General features: G+C 45.2%; 22 protein-coding genes. 4 read left to right on the top strand and 18 right to left on the bottom strand.

Annotation, left to right across the window (positions count from 1 at the left end):
• Nucleotides 1–41: 41 nt before the first annotated feature.
• The 4 genes from D891_RS0104545 to mobA are packed head-to-tail and all read left to right on the top strand — an operon-like array spanning nt 42 to nt 3,898.
• Nucleotides 42–761, top strand: a complete 720-nt coding sequence (locus D891_RS0104545; RefSeq protein ID WP_025209849.1) for a TIGR00703 family protein — start codon at nt 42–44, stop codon at nt 759–761.
• Between the two features lie 12 nt (nt 762–773).
• Nucleotides 774–2,771 (top strand): DUF505 domain-containing protein, encoded by a 1,998-nt coding sequence (locus tag D891_RS0104540; RefSeq protein WP_025209848.1) that lies wholly within the window; start codon nt 774–776, stop codon nt 2,769–2,771.
• Between the two features lie 57 nt (nt 2,772–2,828).
• A complete protein-coding gene (locus tag D891_RS0104535) occupies nt 2,829–3,332 on the top strand; it encodes a methyltransferase family protein (RefSeq protein WP_025209847.1) in 504 nt (167 codons plus the stop codon).
• A complete protein-coding gene (gene mobA, locus D891_RS0104530; RefSeq protein WP_025209846.1) occupies nt 3,329–3,898 on the top strand; it encodes a molybdenum cofactor guanylyltransferase in 570 nt (189 codons plus the stop codon). Before D891_RS0104535 ends, mobA begins: the two co-directional genes overlap by 4 nt.
• On the opposite strand, the gene murJ is transcribed toward mobA, so the two are convergent.
• Genes murJ through D891_RS0104440 form a run of 18 tightly spaced genes read right to left on the bottom strand, consistent with a single transcriptional unit; the run spans nt 3,874 to nt 20,787 of the window.
• Nucleotides 3,874–5,310, bottom strand: a complete 1,437-nt coding sequence (gene murJ, locus D891_RS0104525; RefSeq protein WP_025209845.1) for a murein biosynthesis integral membrane protein MurJ — start codon at nt 5,308–5,310, stop codon at nt 3,874–3,876. The genes mobA and murJ overlap by 25 nt on opposite strands.
• Nucleotides 5,303–5,980, bottom strand: coding sequence for a 16S rRNA (cytidine(1402)-2'-O)-methyltransferase (gene rsmI / locus D891_RS0104520; RefSeq protein WP_025209844.1), 678 nt, complete (start codon nt 5,978–5,980; stop codon nt 5,303–5,305). The genes murJ and rsmI overlap by 8 nt, the downstream gene beginning before the upstream one ends.
• Complete coding sequence (thyX, locus tag D891_RS0104515) at nt 5,977–6,651, bottom strand: FAD-dependent thymidylate synthase (RefSeq protein ID WP_025209843.1); 675 nt, start codon at nt 6,649–6,651, stop codon at nt 5,977–5,979. The genes rsmI and thyX overlap by 4 nt, the downstream gene beginning before the upstream one ends.
• Nucleotides 6,632–7,942, bottom strand: a complete 1,311-nt coding sequence (gene trmFO, locus D891_RS0104510; RefSeq protein ID WP_025209842.1) for a methylenetetrahydrofolate--tRNA-(uracil(54)-C(5))-methyltransferase (FADH(2)-oxidizing) TrmFO — start codon at nt 7,940–7,942, stop codon at nt 6,632–6,634. Before trmFO ends, thyX begins: the two co-directional genes overlap by 20 nt.
• On the bottom strand, nt 7,932–8,231 hold the full coding sequence (locus D891_RS0104505) for a septum formation initiator family protein (RefSeq protein ID WP_025209841.1): 300 nt from the start codon (nt 8,229–8,231) through the stop codon (nt 7,932–7,934). The genes trmFO and D891_RS0104505 overlap by 11 nt, the downstream gene beginning before the upstream one ends.
• Nucleotides 8,206–9,462: a phosphopyruvate hydratase gene (gene eno, locus D891_RS0104500; RefSeq protein ID WP_025209840.1), complete on the bottom strand. Its 1,257-nt coding sequence runs from the start codon at nt 9,460–9,462 to the stop codon at nt 8,206–8,208. The genes D891_RS0104505 and eno overlap by 26 nt, the downstream gene beginning before the upstream one ends.
• Nucleotides 9,463–9,478: 16 nt before the next feature.
• Complete coding sequence (gene ftsY / locus D891_RS0104495) at nt 9,479–10,390, bottom strand: signal recognition particle-docking protein FtsY (RefSeq protein WP_025209839.1); 912 nt, start codon at nt 10,388–10,390, stop codon at nt 9,479–9,481.
• 3 nt (nt 10,391–10,393) lie between these two features.
• Entirely contained in the window at nt 10,394–11,164 is a 771-nt protein-coding gene (locus D891_RS0104490; protein WP_025209838.1) for an enoyl-CoA hydratase/isomerase family protein, read from the bottom strand.
• Nucleotides 11,154–12,182: an S-methyl-5-thioribose-1-phosphate isomerase gene (gene mtnA, locus D891_RS0104485; protein ID WP_025209837.1), complete on the bottom strand. Its 1,029-nt coding sequence runs from the start codon at nt 12,180–12,182 to the stop codon at nt 11,154–11,156. Before mtnA ends, D891_RS0104490 begins: the two co-directional genes overlap by 11 nt.
• Nucleotides 12,160–13,077, bottom strand: a complete 918-nt coding sequence (locus tag D891_RS0104480) for an NAD-dependent epimerase/dehydratase family protein (protein WP_025209836.1) — start codon at nt 13,075–13,077, stop codon at nt 12,160–12,162. The genes mtnA and D891_RS0104480 overlap by 23 nt, the downstream gene beginning before the upstream one ends.
• A complete protein-coding gene (locus D891_RS0104475; protein ID WP_025209835.1) occupies nt 13,074–13,937 on the bottom strand; it encodes an HDOD domain-containing protein in 864 nt (287 codons plus the stop codon). Before D891_RS0104475 ends, D891_RS0104480 begins: the two co-directional genes overlap by 4 nt.
• Nucleotides 13,934–14,434: a shikimate kinase gene (locus tag D891_RS0104470; protein ID WP_025209834.1), complete on the bottom strand. Its 501-nt coding sequence runs from the start codon at nt 14,432–14,434 to the stop codon at nt 13,934–13,936. Before D891_RS0104470 ends, D891_RS0104475 begins: the two co-directional genes overlap by 4 nt.
• Entirely contained in the window at nt 14,431–15,582 is a 1,152-nt protein-coding gene (aroC, locus tag D891_RS0104465) for a chorismate synthase (RefSeq protein ID WP_025209833.1), read from the bottom strand. The genes D891_RS0104470 and aroC overlap by 4 nt, the downstream gene beginning before the upstream one ends.
• On the bottom strand, nt 15,579–17,930 hold the full coding sequence (locus D891_RS0104460; RefSeq protein WP_025209832.1) for an ATP-binding protein: 2,352 nt from the start codon (nt 17,928–17,930) through the stop codon (nt 15,579–15,581). Before D891_RS0104460 ends, aroC begins: the two co-directional genes overlap by 4 nt.
• Before the next feature lie 2 nt (nt 17,931–17,932).
• Nucleotides 17,933–18,232, bottom strand: a complete 300-nt coding sequence (locus tag D891_RS0104455) for a hypothetical protein (RefSeq protein WP_025209831.1) — start codon at nt 18,230–18,232, stop codon at nt 17,933–17,935.
• A gap of 13 nt (nt 18,233–18,245) precedes the next feature.
• On the bottom strand, nt 18,246–19,118 hold the full coding sequence (locus tag D891_RS0104450) for a 3-methyl-2-oxobutanoate dehydrogenase subunit beta (RefSeq protein WP_025209830.1): 873 nt from the start codon (nt 19,116–19,118) through the stop codon (nt 18,246–18,248).
• Nucleotides 19,115–20,251, bottom strand: a complete 1,137-nt coding sequence (gene porA / locus D891_RS0104445; protein ID WP_025209829.1) for a hypothetical protein — start codon at nt 20,249–20,251, stop codon at nt 19,115–19,117. Before porA ends, D891_RS0104450 begins: the two co-directional genes overlap by 4 nt.
• Nucleotides 20,248–20,787 carry a 2-oxoacid:acceptor oxidoreductase family protein gene (locus tag D891_RS0104440; RefSeq protein WP_025209828.1) on the bottom strand — a complete coding sequence of 180 codons (540 nt, stop codon included), beginning with the start codon at nt 20,785–20,787 and terminating at the stop codon, nt 20,248–20,250. Before D891_RS0104440 ends, porA begins: the two co-directional genes overlap by 4 nt.
• Nucleotides 20,788–20,836 lie beyond the last annotated feature (49 nt).

The following is a 20,836-nucleotide window of genomic DNA, read 5'->3' as shown; positions in this document are numbered from 1 at the left end:
ACATAACTTATTTTCTGGCAAAAAACTTTTGGAGGTATTCTATGTCTTACAAGAAAACGGTTAGGGAGTTGAGCGTAAAACACCAAAGGATGTTAAACACATTCGTCAGGGAAAGCTGGGGCGTGTTGCCCGACCAGTTAGAGGTTAAGCTAAAGAGCCTTAAGGCGTGGGGTTTTGATTTGTTGTTTGGATTGAGGGGAGGTGTTGAGAGCGTATTTGTCAGCGAAGTCGAAAACAAAAGAAGTGTTGGCGACAAATACGAAGAAAACGGAGAGGAGTTTGAGGTAAAGAGCATACCTGCAAACCTCAAGGAGGGTGCCAAACTCATCATAAAGGTGGATTTAGAAGACAGAAGGGGCACAATCAGGGCATATTACAGCGATCAGGAGCATGACGATACGCTGCTGTTTAGCCTTCCTGCAGCAGAGCTCTTACTGGTCTATTTTAAGAAAAACGGATTCGACAGGCTGCTTTCTGCATTCAGATCATCCGGCCTAACAACGGAATTCATACAGAAGAACACCGAAGAGGGTAAGGCTTACGATTTTGACCAGCTGCCACTGAACATGAGAAGGGCCCTGAGGGAGGCCAAGGATCTAATAAGAAAACACCTAAAGTCTGGCAGATTTAGCCTTGCTTACTTCGGTCAAAACAAAGACAAAAAAAACAGATACATGGTGAGCTGGATTGTGCCGACCATCTGTTTATTCGATGTCGACATTGCCGAAAAGCTCAACAGAATGCTGGACTCTTTAGACTAAGGAGGTGATGGTATGGTAATAGGAAAACCACATGCATTGGCATTGAGGGAGCTATTAAAAGAATACAGATCCGATTCCTATACACCGTCAAGAGATATAGATAACGAGGTTATGGCCGAATTGGAGGTGGCAGGCCTTGTTAGACAGAAAACCCCGCTTAAGTGGACTCTGACCTATTCGGGCCTATCCATAGCCGAGCTGCTTGAGGATCTGTACAATCAGGGTCCAAAACCCTATTCGGAGGACGAAAACGAGGTTAAAGGCGAGATCGTCATCAAAGAAGGCAGGGGACTGCCGGAGCCTGAGGATTGGCCTGATGATTTCAGGTTCATAGGCAGCGAGATCATGGCCATGATAGATGCTGCGGATAAGGCAGAAAGGGTCGGCCCAAAGTCTGAAAAACACCTCATAGAAAGGGGACTTGCAATAAGGGTATGGGATACAGACAAAAAGAAGGAGATGGTCATACTCAGTGAGGCTGCAAGCAACATACTAAAGATATACAAAAACGCCCATCCAAGGCTCATCATAGACGATGAGCTGGCCGAGTTTATCAGGAAGGTGCCGATGGGGCCTACAACATCCGACAGATTGCCATTGGGCAGCCACTATGAACACATGCTGGAAGGCATGAGGCTTATTGCATACAGCGCACCGATATCCGATGTTTACATATTCACAGCCCTGGGTCAGGCGATCAAAAACACACTCCTAAACGGCGGCTTCTCAAGCGGCACAGTAATAAGTGAAGACATCATGTGGTCGCTGGCCAACCATGTTGATGGCGTTCAAATCCCACAGGAGGCCTTATCAAGGCTTAAAGAGCTTGCCTATATAGACAACAACGGCGAACTGCTCAAAGCCGGCGAATGGCTCCTTGAGGCCTTTAGGGTCTGGCATGATGGCCCAAGGAAGGATATATGGACCATAGCAATAGAAAAGGAAGAGGTTGAGGTATTAGAGACGATCGATAAACTAAATCAGCGCTATGCCGAAACAAAAAGCGAATCCGACATGCCCACATTCGAAAACCTAAGAAACAGGATGATAGACAAAAGGATAGAGGAATACAAAGCCCTCATAGAGCGATACGGAAAGAAGATAAAGGATATACCGCAAAAATACAGAAAGATAGCCGAGGCATTTCAGCAGGCAAAGGATTTAAAGAGATGGTATGATGATAATTTTATGTTGAGGGAGGAGCTGTTTAGCTTAGAATCATTTGACCTGATAGAGAGCACAGAGGAGAAAAACAGGGAGATATTCAGGCTAACCGAATTCGGTAGAATGATAATAGAGGATCAGAAGGACAACAAAAGAAGCATAAGCTCAACGGCCGTAAAGGCCATAACGATGACCAAAAAGACATTCTCAAGCCCCTCAATTGAGTGGCTCAATGAGGCAAAAGAGGCCGGCTTAATTGGAAACTTCGAGGCCACATCCAGCGGGCAGTTGTATGCTAAACTGTCTGAAACCATCAACAGAAAACCCCACCTGACCAACTTTGAGGCCAAGATACTCAAATTAATACCCGCAAAGGGGATAACAATAGATGAGGTATACAACCTAAAGGAGCTTAAGGATTATGAGAAGGATAAGATAAAATGGGCTATAGAGAAGCTTGAGGCAAGAAGGATTATTGAGGTATTACCCGACGGAAACATAATCGAAACACCAATAGGCCAGAAGATAGATTCTGCCGTATCGGGCGTGCCGGATAGCTTTGCAAACCCAGTAAACCCTGTTTTAATGAGGATGCTAATCTCTTTAAGAAGCGCAGGAACGCTCTATGTAAAGGAGAGAAAAATCAGGGTTCTGCCCAAAAACATCAAGAAGGCCCAAAAAATCAGCAACCTTAGCGAAGAGGCCTTCTATGAGGCGCTAAAGATAGCAAGGACTGCAGGCTTTGTCGGCAGCAACTCCATTACAACATCGGGCGTGGAGTTGCTTGAGGCGTTCGATATGATGAAGGCAACCGTCGATGACGGTCTGTTCAGCTTCACAGAATAGGGAGGCACCCCTCCCTTCTTCTCTTGACTTGTTAGGGCTTCAGTCTATACTAATTGCATGGGTTTTGCACAGAAGCTGCTGTTTTGGTTATCCTTATGGATTTCAGTATACTTAGTAAACCTTCTAATCCCAAAGCCTAAACTGAACCCCACCATACAGCTATGCCTTTTGGTGGTGGGCATAATCTTAATCTCATACGGTTTAGCCTTAAACATCATAGCTGGCAAGAGCCTAAAAAAATTTGGCCACAAACAGCCGCAAGATGGATTTAGCCGACCCGATAGGTTGGTTAAGGAGGGCATCTTCTCATGCATGAGACACCCTGCGATCTTCGGCAATATCTTTATAGCCATAGGCCTTGCCTTCACAACACAAAACGCCATTGTGATCCTGTTTAGCGGATGGCTATCGGCAGCCGGCCTGTATTTTATCATGAATATAGAAGAGAGGGAGACATTGGCATATTTCAAGGATGAGTATTGTCAATTCATGAAGATGCGACCGCCGTTTAGCTTCTCTTTAAAATGCCTGATTGAGGGTATAAGGGCCCTAAGAAGATGAAACTGCTGTTCTGTATCTTGGCAGGCGGAAGAAGCAAAAGATTCAACAAAGACAAAAGAAGAATAAACCTATTGGGCAAAAGACTGATCGACTATCCAATAGAAAGCATCGAATCCTTGAAGCAGAAGCCCATACTCTCACTGAGGTTCGATGATGATTTCAAAACAAACCATCCAGCTATCAAAGACCAAAGGCCCTTTTTAGGCCCCTTATGCGGCATCCTCAATGTTATGGAACACTTTGAGGCCGATTTTTACATATTCCTAACAGCCGATATGCCTTTTATAACGCCCGAGTTGTTAAAAACAATGACAGAAAGATTAACGGACGAATTCGATGCGTATGTATTTGAGTGCAACGGCATAAGACTATTTCCCCTATCCCTATCAAAGAGAGCAAAAGAGTCGCTAAAGAATCAAGGGTGCGCAAACAGAAGCATCAGATCATTTATAGAAAAACTCCACCTGAAAACCATACCCTGGAGAAACTGCATGGATTTCTTCAACATAAATACCGAGGAAGACCTAAAGAGGGCCTTAAGCTATCTTGATTCCAAAGCAGAGTAATGCCTAAATCCGTAAAGGGCAAACCCTCCATAAAACACCAAGGCAGCCAAAAAGCCAAAATTAAGCCTCACAAGGGCAACAGAGACAACAAGCAGGACAACAAACTCAACAAGACAGAGACTATCGACAATATCTGCTATCCTCATCCTGCCTATAGATCTGTCGGCATAAAACCACAAGACAGAAGCATTTACAAGGCCGCTTAGGCTCATAGAAATGGCAAGACCCACAAAACCCAAAGAAAAGCCTAAAGCAACAGAGGCAACGATAGCAACAAAAGAGGAGAAGACCGAAGCCCTAAGGGGTGTTTTTGCATCCTCAAACGAATAGAAGGCGTTGGATAGGATCTTGGCAATAGAGAAAAACAGAAAGCCTGCAATCATAATCTTAAGCGTCAGGGCTGTATTGGATGTATCAAGGTCTGAAAACCTGCCGTGCCTAAACAATAGACCCACAACATCTTCTGAGAAGAAGAAGAAATACATCTCAACGGCAATAGAAACAAAGACGACAAACCTCAACAGCAGGGTAATGGCCTTGATCAATTCAGTCTTCTTTAGCTTGGATAGATCGGGTAAGGAGCTCTGGGTAATGGCAATGGAAAAAACGGCAAACGGCAATTGAAATAGCCTATTGGCATAGAAGATGTATGAGAAGCTGCCGTATGGTAAGAAGCTTGCCACAAAGCTGTCCACCATAGAGGATATCTGCATAACACCACTCCCCAGGGCCGTTATGCCCATAAGGGAAAAAATCTGCCTCGTTGAGTCCTCTATCCTAAAGCTAATCTTGGGTGGAATCCTCAACGATAAAAAATCAAAGAAGGAAACGATAAGCTGCAGAAGACCCCCAACTATAACACCCACACAAAGGGCATACACCGGGTTTGAGAATCTATCGGCAAAAAAAACAAAGGCTATGAGGCTGATGTTTAACAAAGAAGGCGCAAATGCAGCAACGGCAAAGTGCTTATAGGTGTTCAGGATACCCATAAGAAGGACCGTCAAGCCTATGAAGAAGATATACGGAAAGGTGATCCTGACCATGCTATTCATAAGAGAGGAATGCTCACCCCTCAAATAGCCACCGGCAAAGACGGCCACTAACGCTTTAGAAAAGACAACACCCAAGACAGAAACCACAAGCAGAACAAAACCAAACACCACAATCACATTCCAGATGGCAACAGGCTTATCCTTCTCATCAATTCTTGACAGAACAGGCACAACCGATGAGTTAACAGCCCCCTCACCCAAAAATCTCCTTAAGGAGTTTGGAATCCTAAAGGCAATAAAGAACATATCGGTATATATGCTAACGCCAAAATGTGAGGCTATAAGGACATCCCTGATGTATCCCAAAACCCTGCTTATGAGTGTAAAGAAAGCTATAACTTTAGCGTTTTTAAACATGTTTTCTTACAAGGACGACAAACTCGCCTTTGATGGAGGGCTTTGCTTTGAGCTTATCTATGACCTCATCAACACCGCCTGTTATGAACTCCTCATAGACCTTAGTCAGCTCCCTGGCAATCACAACCTCTCTGTCCCCCAACGCCTCCTTTACAGAAAGGAGCGATTTTATGATTCTGTTGGGGGATTCATAGAATATAATCGTTGCGTCGATGTCGGCCGATCTTAAAACATTCACCCTCCTGCCTGAGGTTTTTGGAAGAAAACCCAGAAAAACAAACTTATCCGTTGGAAGACCGCTTGCACTCAAAGCCGCAATCAAGGCTGAAGCACCCGGTATCGGTTCGACCCTCAAGCCCTCATCCCTGAAGCGTTTTACGATCCTATAGCCCGGATCGGATATGGTCGGTGTGCCTGCATCGCTTATTAGCGATATCTCAAGCCCACCCTTTACATCCTCAACAGCCCTATCGATTATATCCTCAACCCTGTAATCGTCGTTGTATTTAACAAGCGGTGTATCTATCGAATAGGCCTCAAACAACCTCTTTGAATGGTGCGGTGATTCGGCCAGGACATAGGCTGAACGTTTCAGGGTTTCAACAGCCCTGAATGTTATATCCGACAGGTTGCCTATCGGCGTTGCAACAACAAACAAAGCCCCGCTCATAGTTCTTTAAAAAACCGCCTGATCTGCTGTATATCCGTGCAGGGATTCTCCTCAGGACATCTGCCCCTGACACAGGCAGGGCCGGCATTCTCAAATATCACAGGAGCTTTGGACTTTGCTATTTTCAACATCTCTATTGCCGCCTCCCTTATCTCCCATTGAGCCCTAACACAGCACCTTAAGCTAAAGAAGTGCAAAAGCTCCCTTGCATTCATCGACACAACGATATTGGAGCTTACAGCCTGGGGTATAACAAATCGGGCATCCTCCTTCTTTATACCCAACTCAATCAACTTCTCATAGAACTCCAGCGAATTTTTAATAAACTCATCGTATAGCTTTTTTATCTGCGGCATCCCTTCTATCGACGGCGGTATTACAAAGCTCTCCCTCTCTACCTTTGTATATCTGTGGCTCTGTTGCGAATAGCTTGCAATCCTGTGTCGGACAAGCTGGTGTGTTGCAACCCTGCTTATCCCCTCTATAAGAAATGTAAAGCTTACATGCTCCAATACAGAATGATGGCCGGATTTTATAACCCTGCGCAGAATCCTCCTTATGCCCTCTTCATCCAACTTCAGCTCATCTGGATTTGTGCTATAACACACCCTTGCAGAGAAGGCCGCAACATAATCCGGATTGGGTGTATGTTCAACCAAACTGACTTTCATACTCTTCTCTCCAGATTCTGGTATTCTCAATGGCCGTTTTAGCCTGCACTTCCCTCTTCTTTTTCTTTGGTCTAACATTGCCCACATCGATAAAGCCGAAATTCTCACTTATAGGCTGAAACTGCCCCTCTTTTTCTGTGATGTGGTAAATAAGACCGCCAAACATGGTGTTCCTTGGGGGCTTCATCATCTTACCCCTCTTCATCTTTAGGGCTATGTTCATACCGACATAGATGCCGCTTACAGCCGATGCCATATACCCCTCAACGCCTGTTATCTGGCCGGCAAAGAAGATGTGTCCTGCTCCTTTTAGCTGCAAAAACTCATTCAACAGGCGCGGCGAATCTATAAAGGTATTCCTGTGGAGGCTGCCGAGCTTGGCAAACTCGGCGTTCCTAAGTGCCGGTATAAGCCTAAACACCCTCTTTTGCTCAGGGTATGTCAATTTTGTCTGAAAGCCCACAATGGAAAGGAGTGTGCCTTCTTTATTCTCCTTTCTCAGCTGAACAACAGCAAAGGGTTGCTTGCCGTTGTAAGTCAAACCGACCGGCTTAAGTGGGCCAAAAAGGAGCGTCTGTTTGCCCCTTTCTGCTATCTCCTCAATAGGCAGGCAGGCTTCAAAATAGTTCTTCTCAAACTCCTTAAACTCAACCTTCTGCGCCTTGATAAGCTCCTCATAAAAGCGATCATACTCCTGCTGGCTTAAAACACAGTTGAAGTAATCCTTCTTATCACTGTATCGTGAACCCCAAAAGCCCTTTGAATAATCAACGGTATCTGCATAAACAATGGGCGCTATGGCATCAAAGAAATGCAAAAGATCGCCACGAATGTATCTTTCCTTTAAAAAGCCTATAAGTTCTCTATCGCACAACGGCCCGCAGGCCACAACCCAGATGCTTTTATCATCTATTTGACTTACCCTTTCTCTTAAAAGGTGTATTCTGGGGTGCTGAGAAACCCACAGGGTAATGAGGTCTGAGAATTTAGCCCTATCAACGGCCAGTGCATCGCCAGCCTCAACGCTTACGGTATAGGCCGCCTTCAGAAGGACAGAGTCTAAAATCTCCATCTCCTTCTTTAACACACCGCTTGCCGTCGATAGCTTCTTGCTGCCAAAGGAATTGCTGCATACGATCTCGGCTAAGTTCTCACTTTTGTGAACCTCGCTAAATACATGGGGCTTCATCTCAAATAGATTAACATCAAAGCCCCTATTTGCTATGGCAAAGGCGGCCTCAACACCCGCAAGGCCGCCACCTATTATGTTTATTGCTGGATTATCTGCCATCTTCGAAAATGATTATGGACTCGTCCTTGTTTATCATGAGGTATCTATCCGAGGCCTTCTGCTTCAGGTAATAGGGGTCGCTTTTTGCTATCTTTATCTGCCTTTTGATTCTGTGGATGTTGTCGTTTAGCTGCTCTATCTTTTTATCCAGCATAGAGCTTTTATGTCTTAACTCCTTAAGCTGCATCTGTTTATCGTAAATCCCCCTACCCACCAAGCCTGCGCAGATAATGGCCGATATCAGTATAATCGCATCGAAAACCCTATTTCCATGTTGGGTATTCGCCATAAGGGAACAACTCTTCCTCTATCTCAATGAGCCTGTTGTATTTGGCAATCCTCTCACCCCTGCAGGCCGAGCCTGTCTTAATCCATCCGGCGTTGGTCGCAACGGCCAAGTCGGCAATGAATGTATCGGATGTCTCACCGGATCTGTGCGATATAACAAAGTTATAAGCCGCATCCTCGGCCAGCCTAATGGCATCCAATGTCTCACTCACCGTCCCGATCTGGTTTAGTTTAATCAACACCGCATTAGCAATAGCATTTTCTATTCCCTTTTCAATAAGCTCGGTATTGGTCACGAATATATCATCACCAACAAGCATCACATACTCGCCCAGCTCATCGGTCAACTTCTCCCATCCATCCCAGTCGTTCTCTGCCAATCCATCCTCTATGGACACGATCGGGTATTTCTTAACAAGCTCTTTGTATAATGCAACCATATCGTCGCTTGTTAGGGCCTCACCACCCACAATGTATTTGCCGTCTTTGTAAAACTCGCTGCTTGCAGGATCCAAAGCCAGGGCTATATCGTCCATTGGCCTGTATCCGGCCTTCTCTATAGCTTCCATAATCAACTGAAGCGGCTCTTCGTTTGAATTTAAATTGGGTGCAAAACCGCCCTCATCACCAACACCCGTTGAAAGCCCTCTATCCTTCAAAATGCCCTTCAATGCCCAGAATGTATCCGAAGCCATCCTCATGGCGTCTTTAAATGTCTCTGCGCCTACAGGCACGATCATGTATTCCTGAAAGTCCACATTGTTGTCTGCATGTTTTCCGCCGTTTAGTATATTCAACATGGGCAGGGGCAGAAGGTTTGCGTGTAATCCGCCCAAATACCTATAAAGCGGCATACCAAGCTCTATCGATGCAGCCCTGGCTGCAGCCATAGAAACAGCCAAAATGGCATTGGCCCCCAAATTGGATTTATTCTTGGTTCCATCAAGCTCTATCATGGTGTTGTCTATCTCTTCCTGCTCAAACACATCTATGCCTATTATCTCGTTTGCTATCTTATCGTTTACATTGTTTACGGCATTGAGAACGCCCTTGCCCCTGTATCTTTCATCCTTATCCCTCAGCTCAACGGCCTCGTTATCACCGGTCGATGCTCCGCTTGGCACCTCTGATACACCAACAACACCGTTCTCTGTTGTTATCTTGCACTTTATTGTTGGATTTCCCCTTGAGTCCAAAATCTCAAATGCATAAACATCTACAATAACACTCATATTTCACCTCCAATATTTATGGCACAAATACAGACTCCACGAAGTCCCTCGCATTAAAGACCTTCAAATCCTCCAACGCCTCGCCTATTCCTATGTATCTTATGGGTATCTTAAACTCCTCGCTTATAGCCACAATTATGCCGCCCTTGGCCGTTCCATCCATCTTGGTTAAAACGATACCGGTTATGCCTAAGGCCTTATTAAACTCCCTGGCCTGATTTATGGCGTTTTGACCTATGGTGGCATCCAAAACCAACAGCGTCTCATGCGGCGCCTCGGGATAGGCCTTTTGTACAGCCTTTTTTATCTTTATGACCTCGTTCATGAGGTTCTTCTGCGTATGGAGTCTGCCTGCCGTATCGACGAATATAACATCGTAATTCTTGGCTATACCACTTGAAACACCGTCAAATGCAACGGCAGCAGGGTCTGCCCCTTCGTTCTGCTTAACAATGGATGCAGAAGCCCTCTTGGCCCACTCCTCAAGCTGCTCAATAGCTGCGGCCCTGAAGGTGTCTGCCGCAACGAGCATAACCCTTTTGCCCTTATCCGTGTTCAGGCTGGCAAGCTTGCCTATCGTTGTGGTCTTTCCACTGCCATTTATGCCGACAACCAGCACAACAAACTTCTTATGCCTGATTTCAAGGGGTTTTTCCACCTGTTTCAAGACATCCAGTATGACCTCTCTTATCTTCAGCTCAACATCCTGGCGGGTCTTCACAGAACCATCGCTCATGCCCTCATTTATGGCATCCATGATTCGCATGGTTGTTTTAACGCCAAAATCAGACTCTATCAAAAGCTCCTCAATGAAGTCCAAATACTCCTCGGTTATGGGTTCATCCTTTTTTGATTCCTCATGTATCTTTTCGGTAAAACCCTTTTTTGTCTTAAAAAGCTTATCGGCTATGTTCTTTAAAAACCCCATACCTTACACCCTTTTTGCAATAAATTTTTTCATCTGCTCTTCCCTTTTGCCAAACATCCAGCTGTCTGAGAAAAGTTCCCTTTCAAGCTGCATCCCCTCATCCCTGTTTAAAAACTGCGACTCCTTCGCAAGCCTCTTTATGTATTTAATCAATCTGACATCGTCGTCTTTTAGGTTATGGCAAAACTCCACCGCCTTGTCCAAAAGCACGCTCTCTTCGTATATCTCATCCACAAGCCCTATATCCTTGGCGGTCTTGGCATCAATCTTTTCGGCAGACAAGAGCACCTTCAAGGCCTTAGAATAACCCACCAACCTAACAAGCCTATATGTGCCGCCCCAGCCGGTTGTAACGCCCATGGCCTTCTCTTTAAACTGAATGAATATATTGCTCCTTGCGAATCTTATATCAAAGGCCAAGATGATCTCAGCACCGCCCCCTATGGCAGAACCATTAATGGCGCAAACCGTGGGGTATTCCAAATCCTCAAAACGGGCTAAAATATTATGCATCTGAAGGGCCATGCTGAAGGCGTCCTCTTTGCTTGTAAGCTTTAGAAAATACTCTATATCGCCACCTGCAGCAAAGACATCCTTACCCGATGAGGTTATAAGAAGGGCCTTCAACTGTTCCTTCTCTGCAAAACTCAAAAAATTCAAGAGTTCATCCATATACTCCCTGTTTATCGCATTGTGCTTATCGGCCCTATTCAAGGTCAAAATGCCTATATCGCTATCCCTCTCAAACAGTATAAACTCAGAGTTAAAATCCATAAGGATACCTATAGACCCCCTTTTCTGTGATTATGGCATCTATAAGCTCTGAATCGGTTATATCAAACGAGAAGTTTAAAGCCTCCGAACCATCTGGGGCAACCCTAACACCGCCGCAGTTTAAAACCTCATCCTGTGAGCGCTCTTCAATAGGTATATCGCCTGCTGAGGATATGCTCCTGTCTATGGTTGATTCAGGCGCTGCCACAACAAAGGTTATATTGTGCCTTCTGCTCATATTCGCAAGGCAGTATGTGCCTATCTTGTTGGCCGTATCGCCGTTTCTTGCTATCCTGTCGGCTCCAACAATCACAGCATCCATAAGCTTAGCTCTTGCAAGCATACCGCATGAGTTGTCGGTGACTATCTTAAAGGGTATGCCTTCCTCCTTCAATTCAAAGGCTGTAAGGCGGGCACCCTGCAAATACGGCCTTGTCTCATCCACATAAACAATATCTAAAAGCCCCATTCTGTGCATTGTTTTTATTATACCCAATGCCGTGCCAATGCCGCCTGTTGCCAAACTCCCCGTGTTGCAGTGCGTCAATATGCGCCTCTTTCCCTTCAAAAACTCAGCACCAAACAGACCAATCCTCTCATCCTGCCCCTTTTGCTCCTCCCATATGGTAAAGGCGGTGGCCCTTAATTTATTGATGAGCTTATACAGGGGCAATATGTCTATCTTTTCCTCAACCACCGATTTCATTCTATCCAAGGCATAGAACAGATTAACGGCCGTGGGCCTGGTTTTGGATAAACACCCAACAGAGCTTTCAAACCTATCTAAAAACTCATCCTTCGTCTGGCTATCCTTTATGCCCAAATACAGGCCAAATGCCGCCGTTATACCAATCAAGGGTGCGCCCCTTATGACCATATCCTTTATGGCCTTACACACCTCTTCAACGGTTTTTGCTTTGATATATTGCTTTTCTTTTGGGAGGAGGAGTTGATTCAACATCAACAGCTCATCATTCTCATTGAAGACTATGGGGCTATATCCATCCATGCTCTTCATACCATCTAAAGGTTATATCAAATCCTGTGAATATATCAATAGTGGGGCGAAATTTTATCTCTTTATTCAATTTTTCAGGATCACATGTCCAGGCCCTGGGTCTTATCTCCCTTATTTTATCCCTGCTAAAAGGAGACCTGCTTGTGCTAAACAACAGACCCAGCATGGCTATCTTATCGTTAAGTGGCAAATAGAGGGCCCTTTTTCTGCCAGATGCCTTCAACAACGCCTCGTTTATGTCCCTGCAGTGGTATACGCCTGAGGATATGCAGTAAACCTCAGGGGCGTTTGAATCCCTTTTAGCAAGTTCAACAACAGAGGAAACCAAATCATCTATAAAGATAAGGCTGTAATACTTGTCCATCCTTGGCAAGATGCCCAATTTGGCCATCTTAAACAACTCAAGCATGCCCCTATCATAAGGTCCATAAACTATAGGCGGTCTTATGATCTTCAGGTTGGTATCAAATAGGTTGTGTATAAACTCAAGCTCACCTAACCGTTTGGAATAGCCGTAATGGGAGACAACGCCCCCTGCCCCATCAGGCCCCCTTGCAGCCAAAGATGATACATAAACTATACTCTTTATGCCGAGTCTTCTTGATGCTATAGCCACATTCCTTGAGCCAATCCTGTTGGTATTGTAAAGGCTGTTGAGGTTGTGGGCCTTTATCTGGCCTGCTATGTGTATTACCGTATCGCACCCGTTTAGCCCTTCAACGATGGCATCGGTATCCTCTATGCTACCAACAACAATCTCAACCCTTCTGCCTAAGAGCTCTTCTGCTGCTTGCCTGTTCCTGACAAAGGCAACAACCTCATGCCCCTCGCTTATGAGCCTCTTTGCCGTATTTATACCAACAAACCCCGTCGCACCGGTTAAAAACACCCTCATTCTGATTCTTCCTTCATGGCCTCCCTTAATGCCTCAAACTTGGTCTGTATATCCTCAATCATCAAGGCCAAATCGGTCTGGTTAAAACCGATAACCTTTGCCGCACCAAGTTCAAACAGGGCGCCAAAGTCATCAATCTTCTGCGCCTTCCCTATAGCCAGATAGTTATTGACGACAAAATCGGCCACATTAACCAATGCCGCCTTCTTTAGAAAATCGGAGGTCTTTTTCAGCGTAAAGTTCAAATGGTGAAAGGATACGGCATCTATAATCTCCTGATCAAAGTTCCACTCCTGCAGAAGATAACCGCCCACATCGGCATGGTTGTATCCGTATCTCTCCTCCTCTAACTCCTTTGCCTGCTTGCCCTCATAGTATGCCTCATTTAGAAGCGGTGCATACTCCATATCCTCGTTCTTCTTAAAGACTATCTTGCCTATATCGTGAAGCAGGCCTGCAATGTATGCAACCCCGTCGTCTGTGATCCTGGTCTGCTGGTTTATAACGGAGCTGGCCACTGCCACGGCCAATGAATGCTCCCAGAGTATCCTGTCCATCTCGTCGCTAACCTTAAAGGCGTTCTTGGCAGAAACCATGATAACGATCTTCTTTACCTCTTCAAATCCTATAAGGGTTATGGCATCGGAAAGCGTCTTGACCTTACCGGAGAAGTTGTAAAAGGCGGAGTTTGCCACCTTCAGTATATAGGCAGCCAGAATGGGGTCTAATGAGACTATCTTTGCCAATTGATAGACGCTTATGTCATCTTCCTCAAACAGCCTCAAGATGCGCATGGCAATCTTGGGAAAAGCCAGTTTCTCCTTTACGCTCTCCACCAAATCCTTGATAGAAATCTTCATAGCCCTTCTCCAAACAGTTTTTTTTCAATCTCGGCAACGGTGATGTCTTTATCTTTATCCGCATCCACTATAAAATGAGCCTTCTTATAACAACCAACCCTTTTATCATACAAATCTTTTGCCCTCTTTTCATTCTTAAACAGCGGCCTATCCTTAGATAGCATCGCTCTCTTTTTGCTAACCTCAAAGCTCGTCTTCAGATAAACCACCCACCCTATCGATTTCAACCGATCCATATTGTTAAAAAAACAGGGCATCCCGCCGCCTGTGGCAATCACACAATTATCACAATACTTAAGTTGCTCCTGGATCAGTTGCTTTTCTATCTCTCTAAAGTAATTCTCACCCTTTTTATCGAAAATTTCCGGTATAGTCAACCCCTCTTTCCTCTCTATCAGCTTATCGGTGTCTATAAACCTAAGGGAATGCCTCCTGCTGAGTATCCTAGCAATGGTTGTCTTACCACTGCCCATAAAGCCAACAAGGATTATATTCATTTCTTTATTAGATACGACTTATATGCAGCAACCCTTTCCTTTAGCTCATCCATCGTATCCGAACCAAATTTTTCCAGATAGGCCTTAAATATCTCAAAGGCAACGGCAGATTTGGCCACAATGCTCAAGGCGGGAACTGCGCAGACATCGCTTCTTTCAAATGCCGACAATTCCTCCTTATGTGTATCGATATCAACAGACCTAAGCCCCTTTTTAAGTGTGGGTATCGGCTTCATATAGGCCCTGACGATGATGTCCTCCCCGTTGGACATACCGCCTTCTATGCCGCCTGCCCTGTTGGTTAGCCTCCTATATCCATCCTCATAGACGATCTCGTCATGAACCTCACTGCCGAATTTAGATGCATTCTCAAAGCCATCACCAATCTCAACGGCCTTAACGGCCTGAATACCAACAAGACAGGAGGCTATCCTTGCATCCAATCTCCTATCGTAAAACGAATAGCTGCCAAGACCGCAAACCACACCCCTTGCAACCACCTCAACACTGCCGCCTATGCTATCACCCTCGGCCTTGGCCTTTTCTATCTCTGCTATCATCAGGTCTGTTGTTCTCTCATCGGGGCAGAACACCGGAGATTTTTCTATCTTATCTATCAGGTTATCGTCGTTGTAATCAACATCGCTTAGCCTAACCCTTCCAATAGACCTGACAAAGGCAAACATATTGACGCCTATCTCTTCAAGTGCCGCCTCGCACAGCGCACCAACCGCAACCCTGATCGCCGTCTCCCTGGCGCTTGAGCGCTCCAGCACATCACGAATATCGCTGCGGTTGTATTTAAGATAACCCACCAAATCGGCATGACCCGGCCGCGGCCTTGACACCCTCTTCTGGTCTGTTGGCCTGCCAAGGGGACTCATTACATCTTTCCAATTCTCAAAATCCCTGTTGTATATAACCATGGTTATGGGCGAGCCTATGGTTTGACCAAATCTGACACCGCTTATAAACTCAACCCTATCCTTTTCTATCTTCTGCCTGCCGCCCCTGCCATAGCCGGACTGCCTCAACAGAAGCCGTTTGTTTATATAGTTTTCATCTATATTGAAACCGGCCGGGAATCCCTCAATAATGGCAACCAGTGCCTTACCGTGGGATTCACCACCATCAAGAAACCGTATCATTCTTCCTGATTTTCCCTTCTCAACATATCGTTGATTCTTTTGAGTTTTCTATCCACCAAATAGTGGAAACTCCCCTTCTCAAATCCGTTATTTACCCTTTTGCCGGCCTTTAAGTCGGTGAATATCTCTATGGCATCGTCAATCGTATCTATGGCATAGAGATGGAAGATGCCCTTCTTGATAGCATCCTCAACCTCATCGTCCAGCACCAAATTATCTAAGTTCTTAGACGGTATAACCACGCCAGCACCCTCAAGATTGCCCGTTATCTTGCAGACCTCATAAAAGCCCTCAACCTTCTCATTTACACCGCCAATCGGCTGCACCGTGCCGTTTTGATCCATCGAGCCTGTAATGGCCAAATTCTGCTTAAGCTCAACACCGGACAGGGCGGACAAAACGGCCAACACCTCTGCAACAGATGCACTATCCCCATCTATCATGGAATAGGACTGCTCAAATGAGAGGGTTGCAGAAAAGCTCAATGTCTTGTTAAAACCGTATGTGCCGTTGATATAACCTGTTATTATGAACGAGGATTTATCGAAGATCCTGCCTGAGAGCTTACTCTCCCTCTCAACACTAACAACGCCCTCCTTGCCTAAGTATGTCCTTGCCACTATCTTGTTGGGTCTTCCGAAGGAGAAATCACCCAAATCCAAAACGGAGAGCCCGTTTATCTGGCCAACCCTCTTACCCTTTAGGTCTATGATAATCTGACCCCTCTGGATCATCTCATAGATCTTTTCCTTCCACAGGCTCTTTAGAAACTTCCTCTCCTCTATAGCAAGCTTAATCTCGTTATACCCTAAGTGGTCGTTTTTGCTTAAGGTCTGGGCTTCCCTAACAATATCCAAAACATCGTCTGTATATGCCCACAGCCTCTTTCTATCCTCCACAATCCTGGATGAATACTTAAATAGCGCCTCAAACCCCTCTTTTGAGGGTATCTTTAGGTTGTTTTTCTTGCAATATTCTATGATCTTGGCTGCATATTTAGCCGCTATGTTTTTCTCCTTGGGTATGGAATAGTCAAAATTGGTCTTTATTTTAAATAGCTTCTTAAACTCCTCATCATAGCTAAACAGTATATCGTAAATGTATTCAGGCCCAAACAGCACAACCTTTATGTCTAAGTCTATAGGTTCGGGCTTTAGGGTCTCAGAGGCTATTATGCCGTATTTCTCGCTCCACTCCTCAATCACGCTCTTTTTAGATAATAGAGCCTTCTTCAGCGTATCCCACACACCGGGATTAACCAAAACACTAAAGGCATCAAGCAGAAGATAGCCGCCGTTGGCCTTATGGATCGAACCGGATATTATGTGGGTAAAGTCCGTTATGAACGCACCAAAATAGGCCTGCTTCTCCAGCTTGCCGAATACATTGTAATATGTCGGATTCTCCTCATACACCACAGGCACATCCCTGGTCTGACTGTTATCCACAAACAGATTAACCTTGTATTCGGTGTATTTCATGGGCATATTGAAGAAGGGAAACTGCTGATTCTTCTGAGGCAGGAATATGGATATGTTTTTCAGCGTGTAATCCTCAACCTCATCTAAATACTCCTCAATATCCGGGTTGTCCTTGAATTTGTTTCTAATCTCGTCTATCTTGGGCGATACAACAAACAGAGACATCTCATCGTTGATCTTTTTGAGCTTTTCCTGCTTTTCCTTCTCAAGCTCCTTTGTCTTATCTAAAAACTCGTCTATATGCTTTTCTAATTCCTTCCGCTTCTCTTCTATGCTTTTTTTTATATCATCCGACAGACCGGCATACTCCCTTTCTGTGATGATCCTTCCTGCAATTACGGGGTTTACAACTATGCCCATCTGGGAGAATTTTACGGTAAAATCCAGCTCATTGGCCTTCTTTTGCAAATCCTCATAGAGTTTTTTGTTTATCTCATCGTAATGCCTTATAACATCCTGAACCTTCTCCTCATACTCCTTGCTGTCGAATATCCTCGGCACGCTCTTTATGAGGTAATCGACCAGATCATCCATACACTTTACAAATTCCTTGCCCTGCGACGGTTTGAGTTTGATGATCTTCGGCTCTTTGGGGTTTTTGAAGTTATTGACATAGCAGTAATCGTAAAGTTGGGTCTTGCTGTTTTGGGCAAACCTGTTAAGCATCTCTATAACTGTGTATTTATCGTCCCTTGACAGTTCACCCGATATGTAAAGATTGTGGTCAAAGCTTGCTATACTGCTGAGCTTTTCTAAGGCCAGCTCAATCCTCTTCTGATATACCAAAAAACCATCACTATCTATATTCTCAACATCAAAATCGAATTCCACCTTCACATCATCGTAATTAAGCTTGCGTATGGCCATAGCTACTCCTTGACAAGGTATTCACAAACCAGCCGATAGAACCTCTCAAAATCGTCCTTAAACGGATTAACCTTTGTCCCGTTGGGCAGTATTATCCTTGTGCCTGTCGGGGCATCCTTTAAAAACTCAAACAACCTCTTTAGCACCTCTTCCTGGGTCTTGTTGATTTCAAAACTTATTATGGAGCGGTCGTTTGTGAATTCAACAAACCACTCCTTAAAGGAAAACCCCTCCTCTATCAACATCTCCTTTAAGTTCCACCTGCGCTTTCTATCGATGATAATATCTATCTCAAAACTCACCTAATCCTCCAGTTTATTTGAGGTATTCAGCCTTGGCGTTAAGCCTCTGCCACTTTATCTGGATTGCCTCCTCAATCGACCTTATCTGCTCCTTTGACATGTTCTTAAACCTACCCTGAAGGCTCAAATACTCCTCAACAGGCCTGAACTTGGGCTTCTTGTTTATCTTATAGATACCATCCTCTATCTCATAAAGGGGGAAGATGCCGGTCTCAACGGCCAGCTTTGAGACATCTATGGTCTTGTTCTCCGCAAACTTATGCCCGGGCGGACATGGGCTAAAGATGTGAATAAGCTTAAAGCCCCTCTTGCTCTTGGCCTTTTCAAACTTCTTTATAAAATCCGTCGGATAGGCTATTGTGGCCGATGCTATGTAAGGAACGGAGTGTGCTGCAACGATCTCCATTAAATCCTTCTTAGGTCTATCCTTCAAAAGCGGAGCCGGTGTTGTGGTCGTCTCTGCACCAACAGGCGTTGCAGAACTCCTCTGAATGCCTGTATTCATGTAAGCCTCGTTATCATAACAGACATAGATGATGTCGTCGTTTCTCTCTGCCGCACCGCTTAGGGCCTGCAATCCTATATCGAATGTGCCGCCATCGCCAGCCCAACCCATAACAGTGATATCATCCTTACCCTGGGCTGCAAGCGATGTCCTTATGCCGGCTGCAACGGCTGCGGTTGTCTCAAATGCCGTATGGAATACAGGCACACCGGCGTAATTCTTACCCCACGGACCGTTTATAACCGTCCAGCAACAGGCGGGAATCACAACAATGGTCTTTCTGCCCAAAGCCTTCAAGGCATATCTCATAGCCAAAGCAGCACCACACCCCGGACACGCCAGGTGGTTGGTCTGCATTATCTCTTCTGTTGGTATTATCATCTTTCACCCCACAGGATAGTGTCTTGTTTTATCTTACCTTCAAATACAGCTTTTGCTGCCTCCTTGATGTCAACATCGTTGACATCGTATCCGCCAAGGCCGCAAACCACACCTATTACATTATCCAAACCAAGCGCTCCAACTATCTCATCCTTAAATATTCCACCCTTACCCATGGAGATGTTTCTGTCAAAAACAACGATTTTATCCACACCCTCAAAGGCCTCTTTTAGATCCTCTTTGGGAAACGGCCTAAACATCGTCATCTTAACAAGCTTTGAGGGTATCCCCTCCTTGTTCAGGGCATCGACAGACAGATGCGCCGTCTCTGCTATAGAGCCAGAAACCACAATGGCAAGCTTGGCATTCTCATCGCCGTATTGATAGACGGGTTTGTAATACCTGTTTGAGATTGAGCCAAACTCCTCTGCGATCGATTTAAATTTATCTATAGAGCCCAATATTCTTTCATGCTGTTTCAGTCTTATGGGCATGTAATCCTTGGGAAATGCTAAAGCGCCAAATGCCTTTGGATTATCAACATCGAGTATCTCCCTTTCGGGCTTATACGATATAAATTCGTCTATTTCGTTATCAAAAACCTCCACAGGCTCCTTCGTATGGGTCAGCAAGAATCCATCCATACATATCATTACAGGGGTCAAAGAGGACTCAGCAAGCCTAAATGCAATAAACACAAGGTCATAGACCTCCTGGGAGTTGGAGGCATACAGCTGAATCCAGCCCGTATCCCTCTGGGATAGCGAATCGGTCTGCTCAGCCCATATGCTCCAGGGGGGAGCCACAGCCCTGTTGGCGTTGGCCATAACAATGGGAAGGTTAGCACCAGCCGCCCAATGCAAAACCTCATGCATTAAAAGCAAGCCCTGGGCGCTTGTGGCCGTAAACACCCTGCTGCCCGAAGCGGATGCACCCATCGCTGCAGCCATTGCCGAATGCTCACTCTCAACCCTTATAAACTTGGTATTAATCTCACCGCTTGCTATGAATGATGCCACCTTCTCTATTATGGATGTCTGCGGTGTTATGGGGTATGCACTTACAACATCCACCTTGCTCTGCTTTACTGCATAAGCAACCGCATCGTTTCCACCTAAAACCAGCTTTTTCATATCTCCCTCACACTTTCATAGGCTTTTTCTGCAGCTTCTATATTAAAACGGGCCCTTTTGCCCATTTTATCCTCATAAACCCTCTTCAGTGTATCAAACGAAAACTCACCCGAGGCCTTGCAGTAAGCACCAAGCAGGGCCGTGTTGACAAGTGGCATAGCGGGTGTGCCAAGACCACTTTCAAGCGCTATGCTATTGGCATCAACCACAAACACCCTTGCATTGGCATCCGCTTTTTTGTCTATCCCTTCTGCTGTATTAATCAAGGCCAGGCCGCCCTCCTTTAAGGCAACATTGGAAAGCAGTGTAAGGTTAAAGACCACAACGGCATCGGGCATCGTTATGGAGTATCGGGTCAGAATCTTCCTCTCTTTGTCTATCCTAACATAGGCATTCGAAGGAGAGCCCCTTCTTTCTGCGCCGTATGAAGGCATAAACTGAACATTATACCCCTCCAAAAAGTATATATTGGCAAGAAGATCACCGGCCATTACCACGCCCTGGCCTCCCCTGCCGTGCAAACCAATCTCCTTCATCTACAACACCCCTTCAAAAAAGTTTTGTTATTATAACAAATAGCTTAAC

The organism is Hippea sp. KM1 (genome assembly GCF_000526195.1).
Taxonomy (GTDB): Bacteria; Campylobacterota_A; Desulfurellia; order Desulfurellales; family Hippeaceae; genus Hippea.
This window is presented reverse-complemented; position numbering and strand designations above follow the sequence as displayed.

Coding starts and splice junctions, on each gene's coding strand:
- D891_RS0104450 (WP_025209830.1), bottom strand. CDS start 19,118: ATGATAATACCAACAGAAGAGATAATGCAGACCAACCACCTGGCGTGT.
- D891_RS0104535 (WP_025209847.1), top strand. CDS start 2,829: ATGGGTTTTGCACAGAAGCTGCTGTTTTGGTTATCCTTATGGATTTCA.
- rsmI (WP_025209844.1), bottom strand. CDS start 5,980: ATGAGCGGGGCTTTGTTTGTTGTTGCAACGCCGATAGGCAACCTGTCG.
- porA (WP_025209829.1), bottom strand. CDS start 20,251: ATGAAAAAGCTGGTTTTAGGTGGAAACGATGCGGTTGCTTATGCAGTA.
- D891_RS0104470 (WP_025209834.1), bottom strand. CDS start 14,434: ATGAATATAATCCTTGTTGGCTTTATGGGCAGTGGTAAGACAACCATT.
- thyX (WP_025209843.1), bottom strand. CDS start 6,651: ATGAAAGTCAGTTTGGTTGAACATACACCCAATCCGGATTATGTTGCG.
- mobA (WP_025209846.1), top strand. CDS start 3,329: ATGAAACTGCTGTTCTGTATCTTGGCAGGCGGAAGAAGCAAAAGATTC.
- D891_RS0104490 (WP_025209838.1), bottom strand. CDS start 11,164: ATGGATTTTAACTCTGAGTTTATACTGTTTGAGAGGGATAGCGATATA.
- D891_RS0104540 (WP_025209848.1), top strand. CDS start 774: ATGGTAATAGGAAAACCACATGCATTGGCATTGAGGGAGCTATTAAAA.
- ftsY (WP_025209839.1), bottom strand. CDS start 10,390: ATGGGGTTTTTAAAGAACATAGCCGATAAGCTTTTTAAGACAAAAAAG.
- D891_RS0104460 (WP_025209832.1), bottom strand. CDS start 17,930: ATGGCCATACGCAAGCTTAATTACGATGATGTGAAGGTGGAATTCGAT.
- D891_RS0104475 (WP_025209835.1), bottom strand. CDS start 13,937: ATGAAGATTTCTATCAAGGATTTGGTGGAGAGCGTAAAGGAGAAACTG.
- mtnA (WP_025209837.1), bottom strand. CDS start 12,182: ATGAAGAGCATGGATGGATATAGCCCCATAGTCTTCAATGAGAATGAT.
- aroC (WP_025209833.1), bottom strand. CDS start 15,582: ATGATACGGTTTCTTGATGGTGGTGAATCCCACGGTAAGGCACTGGTT.
- murJ (WP_025209845.1), bottom strand. CDS start 5,310: ATGTTTAAAAACGCTAAAGTTATAGCTTTCTTTACACTCATAAGCAGG.
- D891_RS0104440 (WP_025209828.1), bottom strand. CDS start 20,787: ATGAAGGAGATTGGTTTGCACGGCAGGGGAGGCCAGGGCGTGGTAATG.
- D891_RS0104505 (WP_025209841.1), bottom strand. CDS start 8,231: ATGGCGAATACCCAACATGGAAATAGGGTTTTCGATGCGATTATACTG.
- eno (WP_025209840.1), bottom strand. CDS start 9,462: ATGAGTGTTATTGTAGATGTTTATGCATTTGAGATTTTGGACTCAAGG.
- D891_RS0104480 (WP_025209836.1), bottom strand. CDS start 13,077: ATGAGGGTGTTTTTAACCGGTGCGACGGGGTTTGTTGGTATAAATACG.
- trmFO (WP_025209842.1), bottom strand. CDS start 7,942: ATGGCAGATAATCCAGCAATAAACATAATAGGTGGCGGCCTTGCGGGT.
- D891_RS0104545 (WP_025209849.1), top strand. CDS start 42: ATGTCTTACAAGAAAACGGTTAGGGAGTTGAGCGTAAAACACCAAAGG.